Origin of the sequence: Nocardioides sp. (genome assembly GCF_030019515.1) — a bacterium.
In the GTDB taxonomy this organism is placed as follows: Bacteria; Actinomycetota; Actinomycetes; order Propionibacteriales; family Nocardioidaceae; genus Nocardioides.
The window spans coordinates 1-24,722 of the sequence record NZ_JASEEQ010000025.1; the positions used below are offsets into that span (position 1 = coordinate 1).

The following is a 24,722-nucleotide window of genomic DNA, read 5'->3' on the forward strand; positions in this document are numbered from 1 at the left end:
CCCCCCCCCCCCCCCCCCCCCCCCCCCCCCCCCCCCCCCCCCCCCCCCCCCCCCCAGATGCGCTCGAGCAGGAACACCGGGATCTCGCGGTCGGTCTTCTCCTGGTACTCGGCGTACGGCGCGTACTGCGCGACGGCGCGCTCCCACCACTCGTCGCGCTCGGCGCCCTCGGCGATCCGGGCGCGGTAGGTGTGCTTCTCGCTGCGGTCCTGCAGGTCGACCTCGGGGTGCGCGACGAAGTTGTGGTACCAGCTCGGGTGCTCGGGGGTGCCGCCCTTCGAGGCGATCGCGGCGTAGACGCCGTCCTTCTCCACCCGCATGACCGGGTTCTTGCGCAGCTTGCCTGACGTCGCGCCCCTCGAGGTGATGACCACGATCGGCCACTCGGGGTGGTCCATCAGGATGTTCGCGCGCTGCCCGTTGGAGGCCTCGAACTCCTCGACCTGGTCGCGGACCCATTGCTGGGGGTTGGGCTCGTACTCGCCGTCAAGTGTCATATCTGGTCAATGCCCAGTCGGCCTCGCGGCATTCCCCGGCGATAGCCTCGCCCGCATGACTGCGATCGACGGGGTGTCGGAGATCTTCGACGCCGACGCCTGGGACGTCGTCCCCGGCTTCGAGGACCTGACCGACCTCACCTACCACCGGGCCCGGGAGCACGGCACCGTGCGGGTCGCCTTCGACCGACCCGACGTGCTGAACGCGTTCCGGCCGCACACGGTCGACGAGCTGCTGCGGGTGCTCGAGCACGCGCGCACGTCCAGCGACGTCGGCTGCGTCCTCCTGACCGGCAACGGACCGAGCGCGAAGCACGGCAAGTGGGCGTTCTGCACCGGAGGCGACCAGCGGATCCGCGGCCGTGCGGGTTACCAGTACGCCGAGGGCGAGACCGCGGACACCGTGGACAAGGCCAAGCTCGGGCGGCTGCACATCCTCGAGGTCCAGCGGCTGATCCGGTTCATGCCGAAGATCGTGATCTGCGTGGTGCCGGGCTGGACCGCTGGTGGTGGGCACAGCCTGCACGTGGTCTGCGACCTGACGCTGGCCAGCGCCGAGGAGGCGCGCTTCAAGCAGACCGACGCCGACGTCGGGTCCTTCGACGGCGGCTTCGGGTCGGCGTACCTCGCCCGCCAGGTCGGCCAGAAGTTCGCCCGCGAGATCTTCTTCCTCGGCCAGGAGTACTCCGCGGAGGACGGCGTCCGGATGGGCACCGTCAACCGCGCCGTCCCGCACGCCGAGCTGGAGAACGTGGCGCTCGAGTGGGGCCGGCTCGTCAACGGCAAGTCGCCGACCGCGCAGCGGATGCTCAAGTACTCCTTCAACGCGATCGACGACGGCCTGGTCGGCCAGCAGCTCTTCGCCGGCGAGACCACCCGGCTGGCCTACATGACCGACGAGGCCCAGGAGGGCCGTGACCAGTTCCTCGAGAAGCGCGAGCCCGACTGGTCGCCGTTCCCCTGGTACTACTGAGGCGGCCGTCGGTGTCGACCTGCCTGCGGCCCGCAACGCGCAGACGACCTTCGGCCCTTCTTGGGGGGACCTTTGTCGAGGTACCGTGCGTCGCGCTCGGGTGCGTGCGTCCAGACCGTGGGACGCGCGTCGTACGTGACTGCGGTCACTGACAGGTTCGAGTCCGGCTGGTGAGGTGTCACCGGCCGTCAGCATCCCCAGGAGGTTCTGTGCGTATCGGTGTACCACGCGAGTCGCGAGCGAGTGAGACCCTCGTGGCCGCGACCGCCCAGACGGCGTCGCGGCTGCTCAAGCTCGGCTACGACGTGGTTGTCGAGTCCGGAGCCGGAGGCGCGGCGAGCCAGCCCGACGAGGCGTACGCCGACGCCGGCGTCGTGGTGGGCACCGCCGAGGACGTGTGGTCCAGCGACGTCGTCGTCAAGATCAACGCCCCCACCGACGAGGAGGTCGCGCGGCTGCGCCGCGGCGCCACCGTGGTGTCGCTGATGGCGCCGGCACGCTCGCCGGAGCTCGTCGAGCGGCTCGCCGCCGCGGGCGTGACGGGGCTGGCGATGGACGCGGTGCCGCGGATCTCGCGCGCGCAGTCGATGGACGTGCTGTCGTCGATGGCCAACGTGGCCGGCTATCGCGCCGTCGTCGAGGCCGCGCACGCCTTCGGTCGGCAGTTCACCGGCCAGGTCACGGCCGCCGGGAAGATCCCGCCGGCGCGCGTGTTCGTCGTCGGAGCCGGCGTCGCCGGGCTCGCGGCGATCGGCGCGGCCGGGTCGATGGGCGCCATCGTCCGGGCCTTCGACGTACGTCCCGAGGTCGCCGAGCAGGTCGAGTCGATGGGCGCGGAGTTCGTCACCGTCGACATGCAGTCCGAGGTCAGCGCCGACGGCTACGCCAAGGAGATGACCGCCGAGCAGGAGAAGGCGACCGCGGTGATGTACGACGAGGAGGCGCGTGCCGCCGACATCGTCATCACCACCGCGCTGATCCCGGGCCGCCCCGCCCCGCGGCTGATCGGCGGGGAGACCGTGGCCGCCATGCGGCCGGGCAGCGTGATCGTCGACATGGCCGCGGCCAACGGCGGCAACGTGGCGATGACCGTCGCCGACCAGGCGGTCGTCACCGACAACGGCGTGCGCATCCTGGGCTACACCGACCTCGCGGGCCGGCTGTCGGCCCAGACCTCCCAGCTCTACGGCACCAACGTCGTCAACCTGCTGACGCTGATGACGCCCGAGAAGGACGGCGTCCTCACCCTCGACCTCGACGACCCGGTCCAGCGCGGGCTGACGGTCGTCCGTGAGGGCGAGGTGCTCTGGCCGCCACCGCCCGTGCAGGTCTCCGCCGCCCCGAAGGCTGCGGCGACCGCTCCGGCCGAGGCTCCGCCACCGAAGAAGAAGCGACCGATGTGGCCGGTCTTCGCCACGGTGTCCCTGCTGCTGTTCCTGGTGGCCACGACCGCGCCGGCGCCGCTGCCCGAGCACTTCTTCGTGCTCACGCTGGCGATCGTGATCGGCTACTACGTGATCGGCCACGTCCACCACGCGCTGCACACGCCGCTGATGAGCGTCACCAACGCCATCTCCGGGATCATCGTCGTCGGCGCGATCCTCCAGCTCGGCGTCGATGACGCCGCCGTGCGCGCCCTGTCCTTCGTCGCAGTACTCCTGGCCAGCATCAACGTGTTCGGCGGCTTCGCCGTGACCCGCCGGATGCTCGGCATGTTCCGGAAGGCGGACCAGTGATGAGTGCCGTGAGCATCGCCGTCGGCGCCTACCTGGTCGCCTCCCTCCTCTTCATCCTCAGCCTCGCGGGCCTCTCGCGCCACGAGAGCGCTCGCAACGGCGTCAGCTACGGCATCGCCGGGATGGCGTTGGCACTGGCCGCCACCGTGGGGCTCCTCGTCCACGACACCGACGAGACGATCCCGCTGGTCCTCCTCGTCGTCGCGGTGGCGGTCGGGGCCTCCATCGGCCTGTGGTGGGCCCGGTCGGTCGCGATGACCGGGATGCCCGAGCTGATCGCGCTGCTGCACTCCTTCGTCGGCCTGGCCGCGGTCCTCGTGGGCTGGAACGGCTATCTGCACGACGAGGGGCTCACCGGCTCGCTGCGCCAGATCCACAGCGCCGAGGTCGTCATCGGCGTCTTCATCGGCGCCGTGACGTTCACCGGCTCGATCGTCGCGAACCTCAAGCTCTCGGCGCGCATGAAGTCGGCGCCGCTGATGCTGCCCGGGAAGAACGCGATCAACCTCGGCGCCCTGGCGGTCTTCGCGGCTCTCACCGTGTGGTTCACCGTCTCGCCGAACCTCGGCGTGCTGATCGCCGTGACCGCGGTCGCGCTCGCGCTGGGCTGGCACCTGGTCGCCTCCATCGGCGGCGGCGACATGCCGGTCGTGGTGTCGATGCTGAACAGCTACTCGGGCTGGGCAGCGGCGGCGTCCGGGTTCCTGCTCGACAACAACCTGCTCATCGTGACCGGCGCGCTCGTCGGGTCGTCCGGTGCCTACCTGTCCTACATCATGTGCGAGGCGATGAACCGCTCGTTCATCTCGGTGATCGCGGGCGGCTTCGGCATCGAGGTCGCCGCGTCGGGGGACACCGACTACGGCGAGCACCACGAGATCTCGGCCGAGGAGGTCGCCGAGCTCCTTGCCGACGCCTCCAGCGTGATCATCACCCCCGGCTACGGCATGGCGGTCGCGCAGGCGCAGTACCCGGTCGCCGAGCTCACCAGCAAGCTGCGGGCCCGCGGCGTCGACGTCCGCTTCGGCATCCACCCCGTCGCCGGACGGCTCCCTGGGCACATGAACGTGCTGCTCGCCGAGGCCAAGGTGCCCTACGACGTCGTGCTGGAGATGGACGAGATCAACGACGACTTTCCGCGCACCGACGTCGTCCTGGTCATCGGCGCGAACGACACCGTCAACCCCGCCGCCCTGGAGGAGCCGGGCAGCCCGATCGCCGGCATGCCGGTGCTTCACGTGTGGGAGGCCAAGGACGTCATCGTCTTCAAGCGCTCGATGGCCGTGGGCTACGCCGGCGTGCAGAACCCGCTGTTCTTCCGCGACAACACCCACATGCTGTTCGGTGACGCCAAGGATCGGGTCGAGGACATCGTCCGGCAGCTCGCCGACATCCCCCAGCAGGTCTCTCGCTGACGCGGGCGCGCCGGGTTCACCCGGCGCGCCGTTACGGCGACCTGCCACCTTGTTCCACGGCGACCCCCGCTGACGACTGGTCCGGCCAGGCCTTCTCGAAGGCCCGGCCGGACCCGGGGGAGGAGATCGGGTCGCGCGGCAGCGTTGACGCGGGAAGTCAGCGACCACCGGAACGCCATCGCTGAGCTCCGCGCCGACGTCGCTCGGTACGGGGACCGTTCCGAAGGCCCGCCGTCCCCGGAGCCGGGGCCGGGCGGCCATCGGGCTGGCGGCGCCTGATCGGCCGTCTGGTGGCCGGGGCAGAAGACGAGAAGGGTCGGCCCAGCGCGACTGCCGGGTCGACCCGGGACCCGGGGTCTGCACCCGGGTCCCGGCCGGACGGGAACCGTGCCTCTGGAGCCCGGGACCGCGCTCGAGCAGGGTCAGTGCGACCACATCGACCGACCGGAGGTCCCGATGACCACTCTGACCGCACCCCGCACGAGCCGGGCCACGCTGCCCTCTGCCATTGCCCTGTCCGGCATCGCAGGCGCCGTCCTGTTCCTGGTGGGCCAGGCACTGCTGCCCAACCTGCCGATGACGCTCGCGAAGGCATTCCCCCTGATGGTCGAGCACCGCGACCGGCTGATGGCGGCGCGGCTCTTCACCGCCGCGGGAGCATTCCTGCTGGCACCCGCGGCGGTCGGCTTCGCTCGGTTGGTGCCCAAGGGCGCACGCGGATCACAGCTGCTGCGACTCGGTGCCGGGCTCTTCGGTGTCGCCACGTTCTGCAACGCGCTCAGCCAGGCCGTCGCCGGCTACGCCACCTTCACCGTGACGGCCCCGGGATTCGACACGGATGCCGGACAGATCGTGGTCGACCGCATCGAGTCCGGTCTGGTGGCGCTCCCGTTGGGCTTCTGGTCGATCCCGGCGTTCGCCATCGGCTGCCTGCTGATGTCCGTGGCTCTGTTCCGGTCGGGCCGGGTGCCCACCTGGCTGCCGGTCCTGCTCGCCGTCGGGACCGTTCTCGCCGGCGCCTTCGCCGGCCTCGGTCCGATCGTCGCCCTGACCCAGGCGCCGGTCACGGTCGCGCTGGTCGCCATGTCGCTGCGGGTTGCGAATCTCGACGAGTGCTGAGAGCGCGCAGCGAACCTGGAGCAGACTGAGCCCTGATGACCACCGTGTCCCTCACCCGTTCGATGGCTGCCCGTGGACCCGTCCTGCTGGCGTGGGGCTGCGGGCTGCTGGCGACAGGAGGGCTGATCCTCGCGGTAGGGACCGACCCGCACACGGCGGTGACGGGCCACGCATACGAGGACACCGCCACCGCCGTGATGTGGGCCGTCCTGGCTGGACTGCTGCTGGCCCAGACCCGACATCTCGCCGCCTGGATCTTCCTGGTGGTCGCCTGCTGCGCCGCCCTCGCCGTCGCGGCCAGCGCCTACGCGGGCCGCGACCTGACCGGCTCCCATGCGGCCGCCTGGCTCGCCGGATGGATCTGGACGGTGAGTACGTTCGTGCCGGTGACGGTGCTGCCCGCCACCTTCCCGTCCGGACGGCTCCGCGACCGCCGGGTACCGGTGGCGCTCGGCATGGTCGGGCTGACGGTCATGTCCGTCGGGCTGGCCACGAGCGAGACCCTCGACCTCTCGCCCACGCACTCGGTCGACAACCCGGTCGCATCGCCGGCCTCCGACGGGCTCTTCCTCGCTGGCTCGGTCCTCATCGTGACGTCCGCGGCGATCGCGATCGTCGGCCTGTGGCGGCGCCTGCACCAGAGCACCGGCGAGCAGCGGCGCCGACTCGCACCCGTCGCCGTGGCCGCGGCCGTCACACTGATCGTGCTGATCGCGGTAGCCCCCGCCCCTGGCTGGGCCCCGCCCGTCCAGCTCGTCGCGGCACCCCTGGTGCCCGCCGCGATCACGGTCTCCGTCCTGCAGTACCACCTCTACGACGTCGAGATCGTCGTCAGGCGCTCACTGGTCTTCCTGGGTCTGACCGCGCTCGTGATCGGCGGCTACGTGGGCGTCGTACAGGCCTCCGCCAACCTGCTGGGCCGCCGTCCCGGCACCTTCGAGTCGATCCTCGCTGCCGGCACCGTGGCTCTGGCGTTCGCGCCGGCACGCTCGGCGGTCCAGCGGGCCGTCGGGCGGTGGGTGTACGGCGACCGGGCCACTCCCGAGCGCGCGCTGAGGGACATCGGGGGCATGGTCGCCGCCACCGACGGCACCGGACCGGCCCTGGAGTCGTCGACGGCACGGCTGCGCGACGCGCTGCGGGTTCCGTGGGTCGAGCTACGAACGCCCGAAGGGACCGTAGCCAGTGTCGGGAGCCGCCCGCGCTGGGCCGCCGACGGCCTGGTCGAGTCGTTTCCGCTGGTCCACCTCGGCGCACCACAGGGCGATCTCCTGCTCGTCCCCCGGTCGCCACGGGAGCCCCTGGGCGTCAGGGACCGGGCGTTGCTGGCCCAGCTCGGCGCGCTGATCGCCGCCGTGCTCGCCAGCCACCGGCTGGTGACCGACCTGCAGCACTCCCGGGAGAACGTCGTGCTGGCGCGCGAGGAGGAGCGCAGGAGGATCCGCCGGGACCTGCACGACGGCATCGGGCCGTTGCTCTCGGCACTCGGCACCCACGCCGACGTCGCCTCGCTTCGACTCGAACGGGATCCGGGGACAGTCGCCGAGCTGATGCCCCGGATCCGGCAGATCGCCGACGATGCCGCGGCTGGCCTCCGCCGGGTCGTGGACGACCTGCAGCCGGTCGGCCTCGACGAGCTCGGCCTGCTCGGCGCCCTCCAGGAGCTCGCCACGACCCTGTCCCACGATCAGCGGCAGGTGCAGGTCACCGGAACCACCGGAGCCTCCCTGCCGGCAGCCGTCGAGGTCGCGGCCTACCGCATCGTCGCCGAGGCGGTCAGCAACGCGTTGCGGCACGGTCACGCCCGGCTCGTCACCGTCGCGCTGGCCCGTGCAGAGTCCCAGCTCGCCCTCGAGGTCCGCGACGACGGCACGGGTGTGCCCGCCACCGCCACCGCGGGCGTCGGGCTGGCATCGATGCGCGCTCGCGCCGACGAGCTCGGGGCGTCCTTCGACTTCGTTACGTCCGACCGCGGCACGACGGTGCGCGCCAGCTTCCCGGTGCGGAGCACCTGAGATGCGGGTGCTGATCTGTGACGACCATCCTGTCTTCCGTGACGGTCTCCGGCTGCTGCTGGGTGAGCTCGGAGCCGAGGTCGTCGGCGAGTCCGCAACGGGCGAGGAGGCGGTCGACGCCGCGATCGAGCTGCTGCCGGACGTCGTGGTGATGGATCTCCACCTGCCCGGCCTGAGCGGGATCGAGGCGACGCGCGCGATCCGGACCGCGCAGCCCGGGATCGGCGTACTCGTGCTGACCATGCTGGACGACGACACGACCCTGCTTGCGGCGTTGCGCGCCGGCGCGAACGGCTATCTGCTCAAGGGCGCCGGTCACGCCGACGTCGGGCGCGCGCTGGCCGCAGTCGCGAACGGCGACATGATGGTCGCCGCGGAAGTCGCCCAACGTCTCCGCGCCGGACTGGACGGAGCCCACGCCGCGACGCCGTTCCCCCAGCTGAGCAGGCGCGAGCAGGAGGTGCTCGACCTGGTGGCCCGCGGACGTTCCAACGAGCAGATCGCGCGAGCGCTGTTCCTCTCGGTCAAGACCGTCCGCAACAACGTCTCCGCCATCCTCACCAAGCTCGGCGTGGACAACCGCGCAGCCGCGGTCGCACTCGCTCGCGACGGCGGCCTGGGCAGGCCACTACCTGGCGAGATGCCCCGCCCCGGGTGACCGCTGGAGCTCGGGCATCGCGCACCAGCCGCCGGCGACGGCCGGCGTCGGCGCCGGACGCGGTTGGAGGATCCTGCGACGATGGGGCCATGGCGACCCCCGCTGACGACTGGTTCGGCCAGGCCTTCTCGAAGGCCTGGCGGGACAAGGCCGAGGAGATCGGGCGCTTCAACCTGGCGATCTTCGGCAAGACGGGGGTCGGCAAGAGCACGCTGGTCAACGCGATCTTCGGCAGCGAGATCGCCGCGACCGGTATCGGCGAGCCGGTCACCCGCGCGGAGCACCTGTACCTGCACCAGAGCGGCACGCTCGGCGTGCTCGACACCCGCGGGCTCGAGGTCGGCCGCGACAACGACGCGCTGATCGCGGAGCTCAAGGACTACCTCCATGGGATGCGTCGCAAGCCGCTGGCCGACCAGCTGCACGTCGCGTGGTACTGCGTGCGGGCCGGCGACCGGCGGTTCGAGGCGACCGAGGCGGACTTCGTCCGCGCCCTGCACGAGCTCGGGCTGCCGGTGATCCTGGTGCTCGCCCAGGTCCCGCGCAGCGTCACGCCCGACGGAGCCGCCCGGGTGCATCCCGACGCGGAGGCGCTCGCGGCGAGCATCTCCGAGCTGCGGCTGCCGATCGTGGACGGGCTGATCCACTACACGATGGCCCTCGAGGACGCCTTCACCGGCCAGGCGGCGTACGGCCTGCAGGAGCTCCTCGATGCCACCTTTCGCGGCGCGCCGGAGGGCGTCGCGCACGCCATCACCGCCGCCCAGCGGATCGACTTCGTCCGCAAGCGCGAGCGCGCCGAGAAGGCGATCAAGGCGGCGACCGGGGCCGCCACCACCGCCGGAGCCTCCCCCATCCCGTTCTCCGACGCGGCCATCCTGGTTCCGCTCCAGATCGGGATGATGGCCTCGATCGCCGTCACGTACGGCGTCCCGCTGGAGCGCTCGACCGCCGCGTCCCTGGCGGTGACCGCGGCCGCGACCACGGCCGGCCGGTCGCTGGTGACGAACCTGATCAAGTTCGTGCCGGGCGCGGGCACCGTGGTGGCTGCTCCGATCAGCGCGACCGTGGCGGGCACGTTCACCTACGCGATGGGCCAAGCCTGGCTCCGGGTCTGCGAGCGGCTCGCCCGCGGAGAGCTCGGAGCCGTCGGCGGGGCACTGGACGGGGAGTCGGTGCGCAAGGTGTTCCTCGAGGAGTTCAAGACCCAGGCCGTGCGGCGCCGGCTCGGCAGCTGATGGCCGAGCTGATGGCCAGTTGATGGGCGCCGGGACGCGGAGCAGGACGTCGGCGGGGCGGTCGTGAGGGTCGTCGTGCTGACCGGTGCCGGGATCTCCGCCGAGAGCGGGCTCCCGACCTTCCGCGACGCCGAGGGTCTGTGGCACGGCCACCGGGTCGAGGAGGTCGCGACGCCCGAGGCCTTCGAGCGGCAGCCCTCGCTCGTGCACCGGTTCTACGACGAGCGCCGCGCGGCGCTGGCCGCCGTCGAGCCGAACGCCGCCCACCGGGCGCTCGCGCGGCTCGAGGAGACGCTCGGGGACGACCTGCTGGTCGTCACCCAGAACATCGACGACCTCCACGAGCGCAGCGGGTCGCGCCGGGTGCTGCACATGCACGGGCGGTTGCGCTCGGCGCTGTGCCGGGCCTGTGCCGGGCACTTCGACTGGACCGGCGACCTCGGTGGCGCACCGCCCTGCCCGCGGTGCGGGCGCCGCGAGCTGCGTCCCGACGTGGTGTGGTTCGGGGAGATCCCCTACGACATGGACCGGATCCTCGGTGCCGTCGGCCGCGCCGACCTGTTCGTGTCCGTCGGCACCTCCGGCGCCGTCCACCCGGCCGCCGGGTTCGTGCAGTACGCCGCCGGTCAGGGCGCGCGCACCCTCGAGCTCAACCTGGTCCCGAGCGAGGGCAGCCACCTCTTCGACGAGTCCCGCCAGGGGCCCGCCTCGCACCTCGTCCCCGAGTGGGTGGCCGAGCTGCGCTGAAGCTCCTCGGCCGTTGGGACTGGGGGCCGCGGCTCCGCTGCTCGGCTGGTGGGAGCGGTACGGCTTCCGGGAGGGCGGCTCCGCGAGCCACCCGGACCAGTCCGGACGTGAGACGGTCTCCGTCTGAGTGTCGCCGGGCCTCTCCTTCTGACACCGTGGTGCCACCCAACCCCAGGAGGAACGCGTGGCACGAATCGCATTGGCAGCCGTCGGGCTCGGGACGGCGGCCCTGTTGACCGCCTGTGGCGGCGGGGACGGCTTCACCGACCAGTCGGCCGACGACATCGTCACGGCGGCGAAGTCCGAGATGGGCGACCTGAAGGCCGTGAAGGTCTCCGGGTCCGTGACGAGTGACGGCCAGCAGATCGACATCGACCTCCAGTCGAGCTCCGAGGGCGACTGCACCGGCACCATCGGGGTCGCCGGCGGGTCGACCGAGCTGCTCGGCGTCGACGGCTCGACCTGGATGAAGCCCGACGAGGCGTTCTGGCGGGCGACCGCCGGCGACGCCGCCGACGACGTGATGGCCATGGTGGCTGACAAGTGGGTGGTGATCCCGGCGGAGGACGACTCGCTCAACACGTTCTGTGACCTCGACGACCTGCTCGACCAGCTGCTCAAGGACGACGAGAAGGACGGCTCGACGTACTCCAAGAACGGCACCGAGGACGTCGACGGCGAGGAGACCGTGAAGGTCGACAACGAGGACCCCGAGGACGGCACCTCCACGGGATACGTGCTCGTCGACGAGCCGCACTACCTGGTCAAGGTCGAGAAGACCGACGGGGAGGACACCGGCAGCATCGCGTTCTCGGCGTTCGACGAGGAGTTCGACGTCGAGGCCCCCGCGGACGACGAGGTCGTCGACCTGGACCAGCTCGCTTCCTAGGACCCTGCTTCCGAGGGCCCGACCAGCGCGCCGGCGTGCGGGGGCAGCGACAGCCGCCCCCGGTCGAGCGTGACCCCGGCGCCGGTCTCGAACAGCAGCGTCGCGGCGGCGGTCTCGACCGTCGCCGCGGCGTCGCCGAAGTTCACCGCGACCAGCAGGTCCCCGCGGCGCATCGTGAACACCCGGGTCTGCTCGTCGGCCGTGCACGACACCGAGCCGAACGACGGGTCGGTCAGCGCCTCGTGCTCCCGGCGCAGCCGCGCCAGTCGCCGGTAGACCTCGAGGATCCGGGCGTGCCGGCCGCCGGCGGCCTCCGTCCAGTCCAGCTTCGAGCGGTGGAACGTCGCCGGGTCCTGCGGGTCCGGTACGACGGCCGGGTCCCAGCCCATCCGCTCGAACTCCGCTAGCCGGCCCTCGGCGGTCGCCCGCCCGAGCTCCGGCTCGGGGTGCGAGGTGAAGAACTGGAACGGCGTGGCGGCGGCCCACTCCTCGCCCATGAACAGCATCGGGGTGAACGGGCCGCACAGCGTCAGCAAGGCGGCGCACGCGAGCTGGCCGTCGTCGAGCGCCTCGGTGATCCGGTCGCCCCGGGCCCGGTTGCCGATCTGGTCGTGGTTCTGGCTGCAGACCACCAGCCGCCAGGTCGGCGTCGCGCGCAGGTCGACGGGGAATCCGTGGTCGCGACCACGGAACGACGACCAGGTGCCGTCGTGGAAGAAGCCGCGCTCGCAGACCTTCGCCAACGCCGAGAGCGGTGCGAAGTCCGCGTAGTAGCCCGCGGTCTCGCCGGTGAGCGCGACGTGCACGGCGTGGTGGAAGTCGTCGCTCCACTGCGCGTCCAGGCCGTAGCCGCCGGCCTCGCGGGGTCGGACCAGCCGGGTGTCGTTGAGGTCGGACTCGGCGATCAGGGTCAGTGGCCGTCGCTGGTGGGCGGACAGCGCCGCCACCTCGGCCGCCATCTCCTCGAGCAGGTGCTGGTGGCCGGCGTCGTTGAGCGCGTGCACGGCGTCGAGCCGCAGCCCGTCGACGTGGTAGTCGTCGAGCCACATCCGCACGTTGTCGAGGATGTAGCGCCGCACCTCGTCCGAGCCCGGGCCGTCGAGGTTGAGGAAGTCGCCCCACGTGTTCGCGCCGCTCTTGAGGTACGGCGCGAACAGCGGCAGGTAGTTCCCGGACGGACCGAGGTGGTTGTAGACCACGTCCTGGACGACGCCCAGCCCCGCGGCGTGACAGCCGTCGACGAAGCGCTGGTAGCCCTCGGGGCCGCCGTACCCCTCGTGCACGGCGAACCAGCCGACGCCGTCGTAGCCCCAGTTGTGGGTGCCGTTGAAGGCGTTGACCGGCATCAGCTCGACCAGGTCGACGCCGATCTCGCGGAGGTGGCCGAGCTTGCCGAGCGCGGCGTCGAACGTGCCCTCCGGGGTGAACGTGCCGACGTGCAGCTCGTAGATGACCGACCCGGCGAGCTGGCGGCCCGTCCAGGTTTCGTCGGTCCAGGCGTACGCCGCGGGGTCGTAGGTCCGCGAGAGCTCGTGCACCCCGCCGGGCTGGCGGCGTGACCGCGGGTCCGGGCGAGGGGTCTCGTCGTCGCCGACGAGGTAGCCGTAGTCGACGCCCGATCCGGTCGGCACCGGCTCGGCGGGCGTCCACCAGCCGTCGTCGCCGCGCGTCATGTCCACGGTCTCGCCGGCCGCCGAGAGCCGCAGCCGCTCGGGCGACGGCGCCCAGACGTCGAAGGGTCCGCGGGTCACCGAGATCAGGCCTCCCTCACCAGCAGGGCCACCGGCAGCGTCTCGAGCAGGTCGGCGAGCCGCGGCGACGCAACGGCGCCGGTGAGCACGTCGTGCCATCGGCCGGGGGGCAGCTCGAGCCGGGTGTCGGCCCAGCCGCCGCGCGCCGCGAGACCCACGGGCAGCCGGGTTGCGACGGTGATCGCCCCGCCCCGGTCGAAGGCGAGCACGTGCTCCGCCGCGGGACCGGTGGCCCGGAGCCCGGCGTACGTCGTGAACAGCTCGGGCCGGTCGCGGCGCAGGGTCAGCGCCGAGCAGGTGACGTGCAGCTTGTCGACCGCGTCGTCGCTGTCGGTCCCGGCCAGCACGGCGGCGCGGTGGTCGAAGTCGACCGGGCGCCGGTTGTCGGGGTCGACCAGCGACGTCTCGAACAGCTCGCTGCCCTGGTAGACGTCGGGCACGCCCGGCATGGTGATCGCCACGAGCTTGGCGGCGAGCGAGTTCGAGCGTGCGGGCGCGTCGATCCGCGCGCCGAGGGCGGTGAGCACCTCCCGGGCCTCGGCCACGTCGAAGACGGCGTCGACGGCGGCGTGCACCGCCGCCTCGTACGTCGCGTCCGGCTCGGTCCAGGTGGTGCGGTCCCCGGCCTCGCGCATCGCCTTCTCGGCGTAGCCGTGCAGCCGGTCGCGCAGGTCCGGGAGGTGCTCGGGGGTCCAGGCGCCGAGGACCGCCTGCCAGAGCAGCGACCCGAAGCCGGGGTCGGGCAACGGCGCCAGCGCGAGCAGCCGCTCGAGCGCGGCGTCCCACTCGTCGGGGATCTCGGCGAGCACGGTGATCCGGGCGCGCACGTCCTCACCGCGCTTGGTGTCGTGCGTCGACAGGGTGTTCATGGTGAGCGGCCAGTCCCGCTGGCGTGCGGCCAGCGCTTCGTGGAACTCCTCGACCGTGGCCGCGAAGACGGACGGGTCGCCGCCGACCTCGTTCAGCGAGGTGAGCCGCGACCAGCGGTAGAACGCACAGTCCTCGACGCCCTTGGCCATCACCATGCCGCTGGTCTGCTGGAAGCGCAGCGCGGGCGGGCTCGCCGGGTCGCTGAGCAGTGGCCGAAGGACGTCGTACGTGGTCGTCAGGTCGGGACGGGTCCGCCGGGCGCGGGCGAACGCCTGCTCGACGTGGTCGAGGCCCGCCGGCAGGTAGGAGCGGTAGACCGGGAAGCAGGTGAGCAGCTCGGCGACGGCGTCCGCCACGGTCTCGAGGTCGGCGGTCGGTGGTCGAGGTGCGAGCGCGGGGAGCCTCGCAACCACCTCGCGGGTGATCCGGCGGACCTCCGAGCCGAGGATCCCGTCGGCGACTGCGCGCTTGGTGCCGTGGACCATCTCGGACCAGTCGACCGGCGCGCCGCGCAGCCGGGTCTCGAGGGCGTCCAGCGGGGCCCGGCCGGCCGGGTCCGTGAGCACCCGGTCGACCAGCGCGAGCCCGTCGTACCCGGTCGTGCCCTGGGTCGCCCACGAGTGCGGCAGCCCCTCTCCGGGCTCGAGGATCTTCTCGACCAGGACGTAGGCGCCGCCCGTGAGCTCGGCGAGGTCGTCGAGGTAGCCCTGCGGGTCGCGCAGCCCGTCGGGGTGGTCGACGCGCAGGCCGTCGACCAGCCCCTCGTCGAACCAGCGCTTGATCTCCACGTGGGACCGGGCGAGGACGTCGGGGTCCTCCACGCGCACCCCAGCGAGGGTGTTGACCGCGAAGAACCGGCGGTAGTTGAGCTTGTCGTCGGCGTCGCGCCACGACACCAGCCGGTAGTGCTGCTCGTCGTGGGTGGAGGTGCCGGGCGCGAGCGGGAAGCGGTGGTCGTGGTAGCGGACCTCGCCGTCCTCGACGCGGATCGATCCCTCGTCGCCGTCGCCGATCACGGGGATCAGCACCTTGCCGCCGCCGGCGTCCCAGTCGACGTCGAAGGCGTCGGCGTACGCCGAGGCGCGGCCGTGCTGGAGCAGGTCCCACCACCAGGCGTTCGCTGCCGGGGTGGCGACGCCGACGTGGTTGGGCACGATGTCGACCAGCACGCCCATCCCGAGCCGGCGGGCCTCGGCGGAGAGCGCGGCGAGCCCCGCGGCGCCGCCGCGGGCCGGGTCGATGTGGTCGAACGCGACGACGTCGTAGCCGTGGTTGCTGCCCGGCTCGGAGGCGAGCAGCGGCGAGAGGTAGACCCAGTCGACGCCCAGGGTGTGGAGGTAGGGCAGCCGCCGGGCCGCCTCGAAGAGGTCGAACTCGGGCGTGATCTGCAGACGGTAGGTGCTGACCGGAGCACGCATCGGCTCAGCCCCGGCGTGCCTGCGCGACCGATGCCGCGACCGAGTGGTCGACCTCGGCCTCCGGCTCGCGGTGCTCGCGGAGCACGATCAGGCTGCGCGACTGCATCGCGCACGTGGACCCCGCGGCCAGCGCGGTCTGCTCGTCCACCGAGCCGCCGGTGTCGACGACCACGTCCCAGGCGTCGGCGTACTCGTCCGGGGGGAGGGTCACCTCGGCCGGCCCGTCGGCGTTGAAGTAGAGCAGGAAGTGCTCGTCGACGATCGGGCCGCCGCGCTCGTCCTTGCCGGCGATGCCGTGGCCGTTGAGGTACATGCCCAAGGCCTGCGCCCCATTGGTCCAGTCCTCGTCCTCCATCGGCCGGCCGTCGAGGTGCAGCCAGACGATGTCGTTGAGCCGGTCGCCACCCTCGCCGTTCTCCTGGCCGCCGTCGGGAACCCGGACGGTGCCCCCGGTGAAGAAGCGCTTGCGCCGGAACGTCGGGTGCTCGCGCCGCAGCCGGGCCAGCGCCGCGGTGAACTCGACGAGCGGGTTGTCGGCCTCGTCCCAGTGCACCCAGCTCAGCTCGGAGTCCTGGGCGTAGGTGTTGTTGTTGCCCTGCTGGGTGCGGCCCATCTCGTCGCCGTGCAGCAGCATCGGCACGCCCTGGCTCAGCAGCAGCGTGGCGATGAAGTTGCGCTGCTCCCGGGCTCGGAACCCGAGGATCTCGGGGTCGTCCGTCGGGCCCTCGACGCCGTGGTTCCAGGAGCGGTTGTGGCTCTCGCCGTCGTTGTTGTCCTCGCCGTTCGCCTCGTTGTGCTTCTCGTCGTAGGACACCAGGTCGCGCAGCGTGAAGCCGTCGTGGGCGGTGACGAAGTTGATGCTCGCCACCGGTCGCCGGCCCGAGTGCTCGTAGAGGTCGGCCGACCCGGCGAGCCGCGAGGCGAACTCGCCCAGTGACGGTTCGCCGCGCCAGAAGTCGCGGACCGTGTCGCGGTACTTGCCGTTCCACTCCGTCCACTGCGGCGGGAAGCCGCCGACCTGGTAGCCGCCCGGGCCGATGTCCCAGGGCTCGGCGATCAGCTTGACCTGGCTGACGACCGGGTCCTGCTGGACGAGCTCGAAGAACGTCGAGAGCCGGTCGACGTCGTAGAACTCGCGCGCCAGCGTCGAGGCGAGGTCGAAGCGGAATCCGTCGACGTGCATCTCGCTGACCCAGTAGCGCAGCGAGTCCATCAGGAGCTGGAGGGAGTGCGGGTGCCGCACGTTGAGACTGTTGCCGGTCCCCGTGTAGTCCATGTAGTAGCGCTGGTCGTCCTCGACCAGCCGGTAGTACGCCGCGTTGTCGATGCCCTTGAAGCTCAGCGTGGGCCCGAGGTGGTTGCCCTCGGCCGTGTGGTTGTAGACCACGTCGAGGATCACCTCGATGCCCGCGGCGTGCATCGCCTTGACCATCGACTTGAACTCCTGCACCTGCTGGCCGGGCTGCCCCGTCGCGGCGTAGTCGGCGTGCGGAGCGAAGAAGCCGAGGGTGTTGTAGCCCCAGTAGTTGCGCAGGCCCTTCTCGAGCAGCGTGCTGTCCTGGATGAACTGGTGCACCGGCATCAGCTCGATCGCGGTCACGCCCAGCTTGGTCAGGTGGTCGGTGATCGCCGGGTGCGCGAGCGCGGCGTACGTGCCGCGCAGCTCCTCGGGGATGTCGGGGTGCAGCCGGGTCAGGCCCTTGACGTGGGCCTCGTAGATGACGGTCTCGTTGTAGGGGTAGTCGAGGCGGCGGTCGCCCTCCCAGTCGAAGAACGGGTTGATCACGACGCCGTGGGTCATGTGCGGCGCGGAGTCCTCGTCGTTGCGGGAGTCGCTGCCCTCGGGGTCGCCGAAGTTGTAGGAGAACAGGCTCTGGTCCCAGTCGATCTCGCCGCTGGTGGCCTTCGCGTAGGGGTCGAGGAGCAGCTTGTTCGGGTTGCACCGCTGGCCGTGGTCCGGGGCCCACGGCCCGTGCACGCGGTAGCCGTAGCGCTGTCCCGGCTGTACGGCGGGCAGGTAGCAGTGCCACACGTAGGCGTCGACCTCGGTCAGCTCGACGCGGCTCTCGGCGCCCTCGGCGTCGAACAGGCACAGCTCCACGCGCTCGGCGACCTCGCTGAAGAGCGCGAAGTTCGTCCCGCTCCCGTCGAACGTCGCTCCCAGCGGGTACGCACGTCCCGGCCAGACCTCCACGGCACCCTCCACCTGCTCCTGCTGCTCCACCCCAGTGGCGGTTGGAACGATCAAAGCACACCCCTCGGTCCCGACGGTCGATCCGAGGAGCGCCGTACCCACTGTGGCCGGCGCCCAACCGACCGAGACCCCGCCCCGTCCCCGGGGCGGGGGGAATGCCGCCGCTCGCTCCGGCGTTGCGTGCCGACGTGGCCTTGTCGAACGTGACCCGCGCGAGCGTGGGCCTGCGTTCGGAGCGCGGGCCGGTGCTGCTGGCGGTCATGCTCGGCAACGGGCTGGTCGCGATCGACTCGACGATCCTCGCGACCGCCGTGCCCGCGGTGGTCTCCGACCTCGGCGGCTTCACGCAGTTCCCGTGGCTGTTCTCGGTCTACCTGCTCGCGCAGGCCGTGTCCGTGCCCATCTACGCCAAGCTCGCCGACCTGTACGGCCGCAAGCCGATGCTGCTGTTCGGCATCGGGCTGTTCGTCCTCGGCTCGCTGCTGTGCGGCCTGGCCTGGGGGATGGGTGCGCTGATCACCTTCCGGGCCCTGCAGGGCCTGGGCGCGGGCGCCGTGCAGCCGATCGGCCTGACCGTGATCGGCGACATCTACTCGATCCAGGAGCGCGCGAAGGTCCAGGGCTACCTGGCGAGCGTGTGGGCGATCTCCGCGATCGTCGGGCCGACGCTCGGCGGCGTCTTCTCGGACTACCTGTCGTGGCGCTGGATCTTCTTCGTGAACCTGCCGCTCGGCATCGCGACGGCGTGGATGCTCTGGCGCCGGTTCGACGAGCGGGTCGAGCGTCGCCAGCACCGGATCGACCACGCCGGTGCGCTGCTGCTCGCCGGCGGCGGGGTACTGCTGATGCTCGCCCTCCTCGAGGGCGGGGTGCGCTGGCCGTGGTCGTCGGCCACCAGCGTGGTGCTCTTCTCGGGGGCCGCCGTCCTGCTGGTCGGCTTCGTCCTGGTCGAGCGGCGGGCCGCGGAGCCGATCCTGCCGCTGTGGGTGTTCCGGCACCGGGTGCTCGGCTCGGCGATGTCGGCCTCGCTCATCGTCGGGGTGCTCGTGATGGGCCTCTCGTCGTACGTCCCGCTGTATGCCCAGGCCGTGCTCGGGCACGGGGCCGTCGTCGCCGGGTTCGCCCTCGCCGGGATGACGCTGGGGTGGCCGCTCGCTGCCTCGAGCGCCGGTCGGCTGCTCCTCACGATCGGCCCCCGCTCGACGATGATGCTCGGTGGCGCGACGACCGCCGCCGGTGCCGCCCTGTTGCTGACCGTGGGGGAGGACAGCTCGTTCCTGCACCTCGCGGCACCCTGCTTCGTGATGGGCCTGGGCTTCGGCCTGGTGGCCAGCCCGGCCGTGATCGCCGCGCAGTCCGCGGTGACCTGGCAGCAGCGCGGTGTCGCGACCGGCTCGACCATGTTCGCCCGCTCGATGGGCAGCGCGATCGGGGTCGCGGTCTTCGGCGCGGTCGCCAACGGCATGGTCGCCTCCCGGCTCGACGGCCGCGCCGGCGACCTCCAGCACGTCACGCCCCAGGTGCTGGAACCGGCGATCGGTGCGGTGTTCCTCACCTCGGCGGTGGTGGCGCTGTCCCTGGTCGCGATCTCGGCCGTGATGGCGCGACGGATCACGGAGCCGGTTACCGACGAGTAGGATGCCCGGCATGAAGCGCCGCATCTACGACCAGGACCACGAGGCCTTCCGCGCCTCGGTGCGCGAGTTCCTCGAGCGGTCGGTCCTCCCGCACGTCGAGCAGCACGCCGCCGACAAGGCGATCCCGCGAGACTTCTGGACCGAGGCCGGCAAGCAGGGCTTCCTGGGGCTGGAGATCCCCGAGGAGTACGGCGGGGCCGCGGCCGGCGACTACCGCTTCAACGCGGTGCTCCTCGAAGAGCTGAACAAGGTCAACGCCGCGCTCGGCTCCTGCGTCGGCATCCACGCCGACATCACCGCGCCGTACCTCGTCGAGCTCGGCACCGAGGAGCAGAAGCAGCGCTGGCTCCCGGGCGTGGCCGCGGGCGAGGTGCTGCTGGCCATCGGCATGACCGAGCCCTCCGGCGGCTCCGACCTCGCCGCGCTGAGGACGACCGCGGTCAAGGACGGCGACTCCTGGGTGATCAACGGGTCGAAGACGTTCATCACCAACGGCTACTCCGCGGACCTGGTGCTCGTCGCCGCGCGCACGTCGCCGGAGAAGAAGGCGCGCGGGATCACGCTGTTCGCCGTGGAGTCGACCGCGCCCGGCTACAGCCGCGGCCGCAAGCTCGACAAGGTCGGCCAGGACGAGTCCGACACCGCCGAGCTGAACTTCTCGGACGTCCGCGTCACCGACGCCGAGATCGTCGGCGAGCTCGACGGCGGCTTCATCCACATGATGCAGAAGCTGCCGCAGGAGCGGCTCGGCTGCGCGATCTCGAACGTCGCGCACGCCAAGCAGATCCTCCTCGAGACGCTGCAGTACGCCAAGGACCGCAAGGCGTTCGGCCAGGGCATCGGCTCCTTCCAGCACAACAAGTTCCTGCTCGCCGAGATGTTCACCCGGATCGAGGTGACCGAGGCGTACATCGATCAGTGCGTGGTCGCTCACGCGGACGGCGAGCTCACCCCCATCGACGCGGCCAAGGCCAAGTGGTGGAGCTCGCAGGTCCAGAACGAGGTGCTCGACCACTGCGTGCAGCTGCACGGCGGCTACGGCTACATGAACGAGTACCGCGTCGCCCGGGCCTGGCGGGACGCCCGGGTGTCGAAGATCTGGGCCGGCTCGAACGAGATCATGAAGGAGCTGATCGGCCGCGACCTGGGCCTCTGAGACTCGGAACCACCCGCATCGGCGTCGGGCTCGGCTGTCGGGTCGGCGTCGGGTCGCGGTCCCGGCAGCGGTGGGGACGGCAGGCGTCGGTTCCCGGCCCGCTCCCGGGTCACCGGCCACCGCTCCAGAGAGTGCGGTGTCTGGGATCAACCTGCTGGTTCATCCCAGGAACCGCACTCTCCGACGCACCCCGCGTTCTGACGCCTGAGCCTGAGCCTCGTCCGATCGCGGGTGAGCCCAGGCAATCCTTGCTTGCGAGGGGATCGGGCGCAGCGTTGGATTGACGCCATGACGGCGAGCGACATCGAGGTCCCGGCCGGACCGCACGCGGACGAGCCGCACGTCCGGCGCGTCAACAACCGGCTGAACTGGCTCCGTGCGGCGGTGCTCGGCGCCAACGACGGAATCGTCTCGACCGCCGGCATCGTGATCGGCGCCATCGGCGCGACCAGCGACCGCAACGCGATCATGATCGCCGGCGTCGCGGGCCTCGCCGCGGGCGCGATGAGCATGGGTGCGGGCGAGTACGTCTCGGTCAGCACCCAGCGCGACTCCGAGCTCGCGCTGCTCGCCAAGGAGCGCCGCGAGCTGCACGAGGAGCCCGAGGAGGAGCTGGCCGAGCTCGCCGGGCTGTACGCCGCCAAGGGTCTCCCCGACGACCTGGCCCTCGAGGTCGCGACGGTCCTCACCGCGAAGGATGCGCTGGCCGCGCACGCGGAGGTCGAGCTCGGGATCGACCCCGACGACATCGCCAGCCCCTGGCACGCGGCCTGGGCGTCGATGGTGTCGTTCACGATCGGCGCGCTGCTCCCGCTGCTGACGATCATCTCCGCCTCGACCGAGACCCGGGTGCCACTCACGGTCGGCGTCGTGGTGGTCGCGCTGGCGATCACCGGCTGGGTCAGTGCGCGACTCGGCTACAGCAGCCCGCCGCGGGCGCTGGTCCGCAACGTCGCCGGCGGCCTGTTCGCGATGGCCGTCACCTTCGCGATCGGCTCGGTGCTCGGCACCCAGATCTGACCGCGTCTGGCGTGTCGGCTTCGCCGCCACGCCGGCCGCGGGATTGCCCACGGGGCTGACCGTCCGACGATGTGGTTGCGGTCGGCGCTTGGCTGCTGACCGATGCTTGCGGACCCGATGCCCGTGGAGGGCCGACTAGGTTGGGCGGGTGCGGATGTTCGTGGCGCTGGTGCCGCCGGCCGAGGCGGTCGAGCACCTGGACGCGTTCCTCGAGCCGCGCCGCGCCGCGGCGGCGTTCCGCTGGGCCGGACCGGAGCAGCTGCACGTCACGCTCGCCTTCCTGGCCGCGGTCGAGCAGCGCCGGCTCGACGACCTGGTCGAGCGGCTCGGCCGTGCCGCTGCGCGGCGGACCGCGTTCGATACCGCGATCGCGGGCGGCGGTGCGTTCCCGAACGTCGGGCGGGCCCGGGTGCTCTGGGCGGGGCTCGACCTCGACGACCAGGGCCGCACCGAGCTCGACCGGCTCGCCACCGGCTGCCGCGCCGCGGCCAACCGGGCCGGGGTCCCGGTCGACGGGCAGCGCTTCCGGCCGCACGTCACGCTGGCGCGGGTCGCGCACCCCACGGAGGCGACCAGCTGGGTCCGGCTGCTCGACGGGTACGCCGGACCCGCGTGGCGGGCCGACCGCGTCGAGCTGGTGGCGTCGTACCTCGGCGAGGGGCCGCGTGGACGGCCGCGCTACGAGACGGTCGCCGAGCTGGACCTCGCGTCCTAGCCCTCGCTGACCGGGTGCGGACGCGCTACGCGGTCTCGGGGGCGGCGCCCAGCCTGCGCAGCGCGTCCAGAAGCGCGACGTCGGGTCCCGCGGCGCCGTCGCGCAGCTGACCGAGCACCTCCGCGGGCAGGGCGTCGAGGCCGCGCACCTCCTCGTGCAGGCGTTCCATCGTCGAGTCGAGGGCGTACGCCGTATCCGCCGCGTCGCTCAGCCGCTCGAGCAGCTCGGCGGGCACGTCGCGGCGGTACTTGTAGTAGATCTTGTGCTCGAGGCTGGCCCAGAAGTCCATGGCGATGGTGCGGAACTGCACCTCGACGAGCACGGGCACCGGGCCCTCGGAGAGGAAGACCGGCACCTCGACCAAGGCGTGCAGGCTGCGGTACCCGTTCGGCTTGGGCTTCGCGATGTAGTCGCGGACCTCGACCGTCGAGACGTCCTCCTGCTCGACGAGCATGTCGAAGACCCGGTAGACGTCGGACACGAAGCTGCACACCACCCGGACGCCGGCGATGTCGGTGACCGTCGCCCGGATCTGGTCGAACGAGGGCCGGTCGTCGAGGACCAGGCCCTTGCGCTGCATCTTCTCGACGAGGCTCTCGGGCGACTTCAGCCGTGAGGACACCGACTCGATCGGGTTGTAGTCGCGCAGGTGGGTGAACTCGTCGCGCAGGATGGTCAGCTTCGTGACGATCTCGTCCATGCCGAAGCGGTGCTCGAGCAGGAACCGACGGAAGTCCTCACTGCCGTGGCTCGTCGCCTCCTCGGTCACGCGTCCAGCCTACGGACGTGAGTCGGCCGACGACCAAGGACCCTGGTCGAGGGCGCGAACGACGTGGTCGACCCCGCCGCGCAGACGACGCCGCGGATCTACGGCAGGCCGATCCCTCGACAAGCTGCTCAACTCCGTCGGGGCGCTCTGGTCGGGTTGCTCTGGGCGGGTCGCTCGGAGCGGGTCGCTCCGGGCGAGCGAGTCGCCCACGTCACGCGGGACGTCGGGTCGCCCGCGTCGTTGGAGGGTCATGACTGACGACGACGACGAGCGGCTCGGCCGGGCCGACGGGCACCGGTACGACGCTCCCGAGTCCGAGGAGACCCGCGCCAGCAAGGAGTGGGTCTACGCCGTGCTCGGTGTCCTGGTCCTGGTGCTGCTCGTGCTGATCGCGACCGGCAAGGTGCAGATCTTCCCGGGGTGAGGTCCCTCGACGGCCCGTGCAGGTTTCCCCGGGTACCCGGGGAAACCAGTACTTTTCGGCCGAAGTTTCGGCCGATAAGCGACAACTTCCCCGGGTACCCGGGGAAACCGACGGGCTAGCCGACGGGGAGACCGACGGGCCAGTCGACGGGGAAACCGACGGGCCAGTCGACGGGGAAACCGACGGGCCAGTCGACGGGGAGACCGACGGGCCAGCCGCGGGGTCAGCCGACGATGCCGTAGAGCCGGTCGCCGGCGTCGCCGAGGCCCGGGACGATGTAGCCCTTCTCGTTGAGCCGCTCGTCCATGGCCGCGGTGACGATCGTGACCGGGACGTCGAGCCCCGCGAGCTCCCGCTCCAGGCGCGCACAGCCCTCGGGCGCGGCCAGCAGGCAGATCGCGGTGATGTGGTCGGCGCCGCGGTCGGTGAGGAACCGGATCGCCGCGGCCAGGGTGCCGCCGGTGGCGAGCATCGGGTCCAGGACGTAGCACTGGCGCCCGGACAGGTCCTCGGGCAGGCGCTCGGCGTACGTCGAGGCCTGCAGCGTCTCCTCGTTGCGGATCATGCCGAGGAAGCCCACCTCGGCGGTCGGCAGCAGGCGCATCATGCCGTCGAGCATCCCGAGGCCGGCGCGCAGGATCGGCACCACGAGCGGCCGCGGCTTGGCCAGCTGGACACCGGTGGCGGGAGCGACGGGGGTGACCACGTCGATCGGGGCGACCCGCACGTCGCGGGTGGCCTCGTAGGCGAGCAGCGTGACGAGCTCGTCGGCGAGCCGCCGGAACGTCGGCGAGTCGGTCTCCTCGTTCCGCAGGTGGGTGAGCTTGTGAGCGACGAGGGGGTGGTCGACGACGTGCGTGCGCATGCTTCAGACCCTAGTGGAGACAGGCCGAAAGGGGGTTGGCCGCACCCGCCTGGTCTGAGACCCTGGAGGGCGACTGATTGGACGCAACGGTGCGGACGGGACGGAGGTAGGACATGGCCGACCAGGTCGACGGGATCGACTTCGCCCTCGCCGCCTACCGGGAGGACGGCGTCTGGACCGTCCAGGAGCTCGCCCACGACGTGCTCGAGGACATCGGTGTGCTCTCGGCCGCCCTGCGCCGCTTCCCCGGCGACGGAGGGGCCGTCGGGATGGTCGCCGTCGACGAGGACTTCTTCGTCGTGGTCCGGGTGGCCGGACCGACCACCCGGGTGCTGCTCTCCGACATCACCGCCGCCGACGAGTGGGAGCTGGCCAGCTCCGCTGTGGAGTTCCTCGGCCTGCCGCAGCCCGAGGACGAGGACGACCAGGTCCCCGCAGGTGACCTGGACCTGCTCGGCGACCTCGGCATGCACGCCATGGACATGGGCGTGCTCCTCGACGACATCGACCTCTACCCCGACGAGATGCTCTCCGACGTCGCACGACGCCTGGGCTTCGGCAAGCTGTTCGACGACGCCGTCGGCCTCACCTCGGCGTGACCACGGGCCGCTGGGAA

General features: G+C 71.7%; 21 protein-coding genes and 1 pseudogene. 16 read left to right on the plus strand and 6 right to left on the minus strand.

Translation table 11 applies throughout. From position 1 onward, the window contains the following. Nucleotides 1-497, minus strand: a 497-nt coding sequence (locus QMC84_RS21690) for a nitroreductase family deazaflavin-dependent oxidoreductase (RefSeq protein WP_300378621.1), incomplete at its 3' end; no start/stop codon positions are given. A 55-nt stretch (nucleotides 498-552) separates the two neighbouring features. Between QMC84_RS21690 and QMC84_RS21695 the strand changes: the two genes are divergently transcribed. From QMC84_RS21695 to QMC84_RS21735, 9 genes are all read left to right on the plus strand, one after another. Next, a complete protein-coding gene (locus QMC84_RS21695; RefSeq protein WP_300378623.1) occupies nucleotides 553-1,470 on the plus strand; it encodes a 1,4-dihydroxy-2-naphthoyl-CoA synthase in 918 nt (305 codons plus the stop codon). 209 nt (nucleotides 1,471-1,679) lie between these two features. Beyond that, nucleotides 1,680-3,206 (plus strand): Re/Si-specific NAD(P)(+) transhydrogenase subunit alpha, encoded by a 1,527-nt coding sequence (locus tag QMC84_RS21700; RefSeq protein WP_300378625.1) that lies wholly within the window; start codon nucleotides 1,680-1,682, stop codon nucleotides 3,204-3,206. Beyond that, complete coding sequence (gene pntB / locus QMC84_RS21705; protein ID WP_300378627.1) at nucleotides 3,206-4,621, plus strand: Re/Si-specific NAD(P)(+) transhydrogenase subunit beta; 1,416 nt, start codon at nucleotides 3,206-3,208, stop codon at nucleotides 4,619-4,621. Before QMC84_RS21700 ends, pntB begins: the two co-directional genes overlap by 1 nt. Before the next feature lie 456 nt (nucleotides 4,622-5,077). Beyond that, nucleotides 5,078-5,740, plus strand: coding sequence for a hypothetical protein (locus QMC84_RS21710; protein ID WP_300378629.1), 663 nt, complete (start codon nucleotides 5,078-5,080; stop codon nucleotides 5,738-5,740). 35 nt (nucleotides 5,741-5,775) lie between these two features. Next, entirely contained in the window at nucleotides 5,776-7,755 is a 1,980-nt protein-coding gene (locus QMC84_RS21715; RefSeq protein ID WP_300378631.1) for a histidine kinase, read from the plus strand. A gap of 1 nt (nucleotide 7,756) precedes the next feature. Continuing rightward, a complete protein-coding gene (locus QMC84_RS21720; RefSeq protein ID WP_300378633.1) occupies nucleotides 7,757-8,413 on the plus strand; it encodes a response regulator transcription factor in 657 nt (218 codons plus the stop codon). An 89-nt stretch (nucleotides 8,414-8,502) separates the two neighbouring features. Next, nucleotides 8,503-9,651, plus strand: coding sequence for a DUF697 domain-containing protein (locus QMC84_RS21725; RefSeq protein ID WP_300378635.1), 1,149 nt, complete (start codon nucleotides 8,503-8,505; stop codon nucleotides 9,649-9,651). 63 nt (nucleotides 9,652-9,714) lie between these two features. After that, nucleotides 9,715-10,398, plus strand: coding sequence for an NAD-dependent deacylase (locus QMC84_RS21730; RefSeq protein WP_300378637.1), 684 nt, complete (start codon nucleotides 9,715-9,717; stop codon nucleotides 10,396-10,398). Between the two features lie 184 nt (nucleotides 10,399-10,582). Further along, nucleotides 10,583-11,287, plus strand: coding sequence for a hypothetical protein (locus QMC84_RS21735; RefSeq protein WP_300378639.1), 705 nt, complete (start codon nucleotides 10,583-10,585; stop codon nucleotides 11,285-11,287). On the opposite strand, the gene treZ is transcribed toward QMC84_RS21735, so the two are convergent. The 3 genes from treZ to glgX are packed head-to-tail and all read right to left on the minus strand — an operon-like array spanning nucleotide 11,284 to nucleotide 17,520. Beyond that, nucleotides 11,284-13,038 carry a malto-oligosyltrehalose trehalohydrolase gene (gene treZ, locus QMC84_RS21740; RefSeq protein ID WP_300378641.1) on the minus strand — a complete coding sequence of 585 codons (1,755 nt, stop codon included), beginning with the start codon at nucleotides 13,036-13,038 and terminating at the stop codon, nucleotides 11,284-11,286. The two genes, QMC84_RS21735 and treZ, sit on opposite strands and share 4 nt — an antisense overlap. A 5-nt stretch (nucleotides 13,039-13,043) precedes the next feature. Further along, complete coding sequence (treY, locus tag QMC84_RS21745; protein WP_300378643.1) at nucleotides 13,044-15,326, minus strand: malto-oligosyltrehalose synthase; 2,283 nt, start codon at nucleotides 15,324-15,326, stop codon at nucleotides 13,044-13,046. Between the two features lie 4 nt (nucleotides 15,327-15,330). Next, nucleotides 15,331-17,520, minus strand: coding sequence for a glycogen debranching protein GlgX (glgX, locus tag QMC84_RS21750; RefSeq protein WP_300378669.1), 2,190 nt, complete (start codon nucleotides 17,518-17,520; stop codon nucleotides 15,331-15,333). A 188-nt stretch (nucleotides 17,521-17,708) separates the two neighbouring features. Between glgX and QMC84_RS21755 the strand changes: the two genes are divergently transcribed. From QMC84_RS21755 to thpR, 4 genes are all read left to right on the plus strand, one after another. After that, nucleotides 17,709-19,157 (plus strand): MDR family MFS transporter, encoded by a 1,449-nt coding sequence (locus QMC84_RS21755; protein ID WP_300378645.1) that lies wholly within the window; start codon nucleotides 17,709-17,711, stop codon nucleotides 19,155-19,157. Nucleotides 19,158-19,167: 10 nt separating this feature from the next. Next, nucleotides 19,168-20,313: an acyl-CoA dehydrogenase family protein gene (locus tag QMC84_RS21760; RefSeq protein WP_300378647.1), complete on the plus strand. Its 1,146-nt coding sequence runs from the start codon at nucleotides 19,168-19,170 to the stop codon at nucleotides 20,311-20,313. A gap of 288 nt (nucleotides 20,314-20,601) precedes the next feature. Beyond that, on the plus strand, nucleotides 20,602-21,333 hold the full coding sequence (locus QMC84_RS21765) for a VIT family protein (RefSeq protein ID WP_300378649.1): 732 nt from the start codon (nucleotides 20,602-20,604) through the stop codon (nucleotides 21,331-21,333). A gap of 154 nt (nucleotides 21,334-21,487) precedes the next feature. Beyond that, the gene (gene thpR, locus QMC84_RS21770; RefSeq protein ID WP_300378671.1) at nucleotides 21,488-22,048 is read left to right on the plus strand and encodes an RNA 2',3'-cyclic phosphodiesterase; all 561 of its coding nucleotides are present in this window, start codon (nucleotides 21,488-21,490) and stop codon (nucleotides 22,046-22,048) included. 25 nt (nucleotides 22,049-22,073) lie between these two features. On the opposite strand, the gene QMC84_RS21775 is transcribed toward thpR, so the two are convergent. After that, nucleotides 22,074-22,817, minus strand: a complete 744-nt coding sequence (locus QMC84_RS21775) for a GTP pyrophosphokinase family protein (RefSeq protein ID WP_300378651.1) — start codon at nucleotides 22,815-22,817, stop codon at nucleotides 22,074-22,076. Nucleotides 22,818-23,067: 250 nt separating this feature from the next. Here QMC84_RS21775 and QMC84_RS21780 point away from each other — a divergent pair, with 250 nt between their 5' ends. Further along, nucleotides 23,068-23,241: a hypothetical protein gene (locus tag QMC84_RS21780; RefSeq protein WP_300378653.1), complete on the plus strand. Its 174-nt coding sequence runs from the start codon at nucleotides 23,068-23,070 to the stop codon at nucleotides 23,239-23,241. Between the two features lie 179 nt (nucleotides 23,242-23,420). After that, nucleotides 23,421-23,483, plus strand: a pseudogene (locus QMC84_RS22455) (hypothetical protein); the annotation flags it as partial. Here the strand turns inward: QMC84_RS22455 and upp are convergent. Next, a complete protein-coding gene (upp, locus tag QMC84_RS21785) occupies nucleotides 23,465-24,106 on the minus strand; it encodes a uracil phosphoribosyltransferase (protein ID WP_300378655.1) in 642 nt (213 codons plus the stop codon). The pseudogene QMC84_RS22455 and the gene upp overlap by 19 nt on opposite strands. Before the next feature lie 113 nt (nucleotides 24,107-24,219). Between upp and QMC84_RS21790 the strand changes: the two genes are divergently transcribed. Then, nucleotides 24,220-24,705 carry a tRNA adenosine deaminase-associated protein gene (locus QMC84_RS21790; RefSeq protein ID WP_300378657.1) on the plus strand — a complete coding sequence of 162 codons (486 nt, stop codon included), beginning with the start codon at nucleotides 24,220-24,222 and terminating at the stop codon, nucleotides 24,703-24,705. The last annotated feature ends 17 nt before the right edge of the window (nucleotides 24,706-24,722 follow it).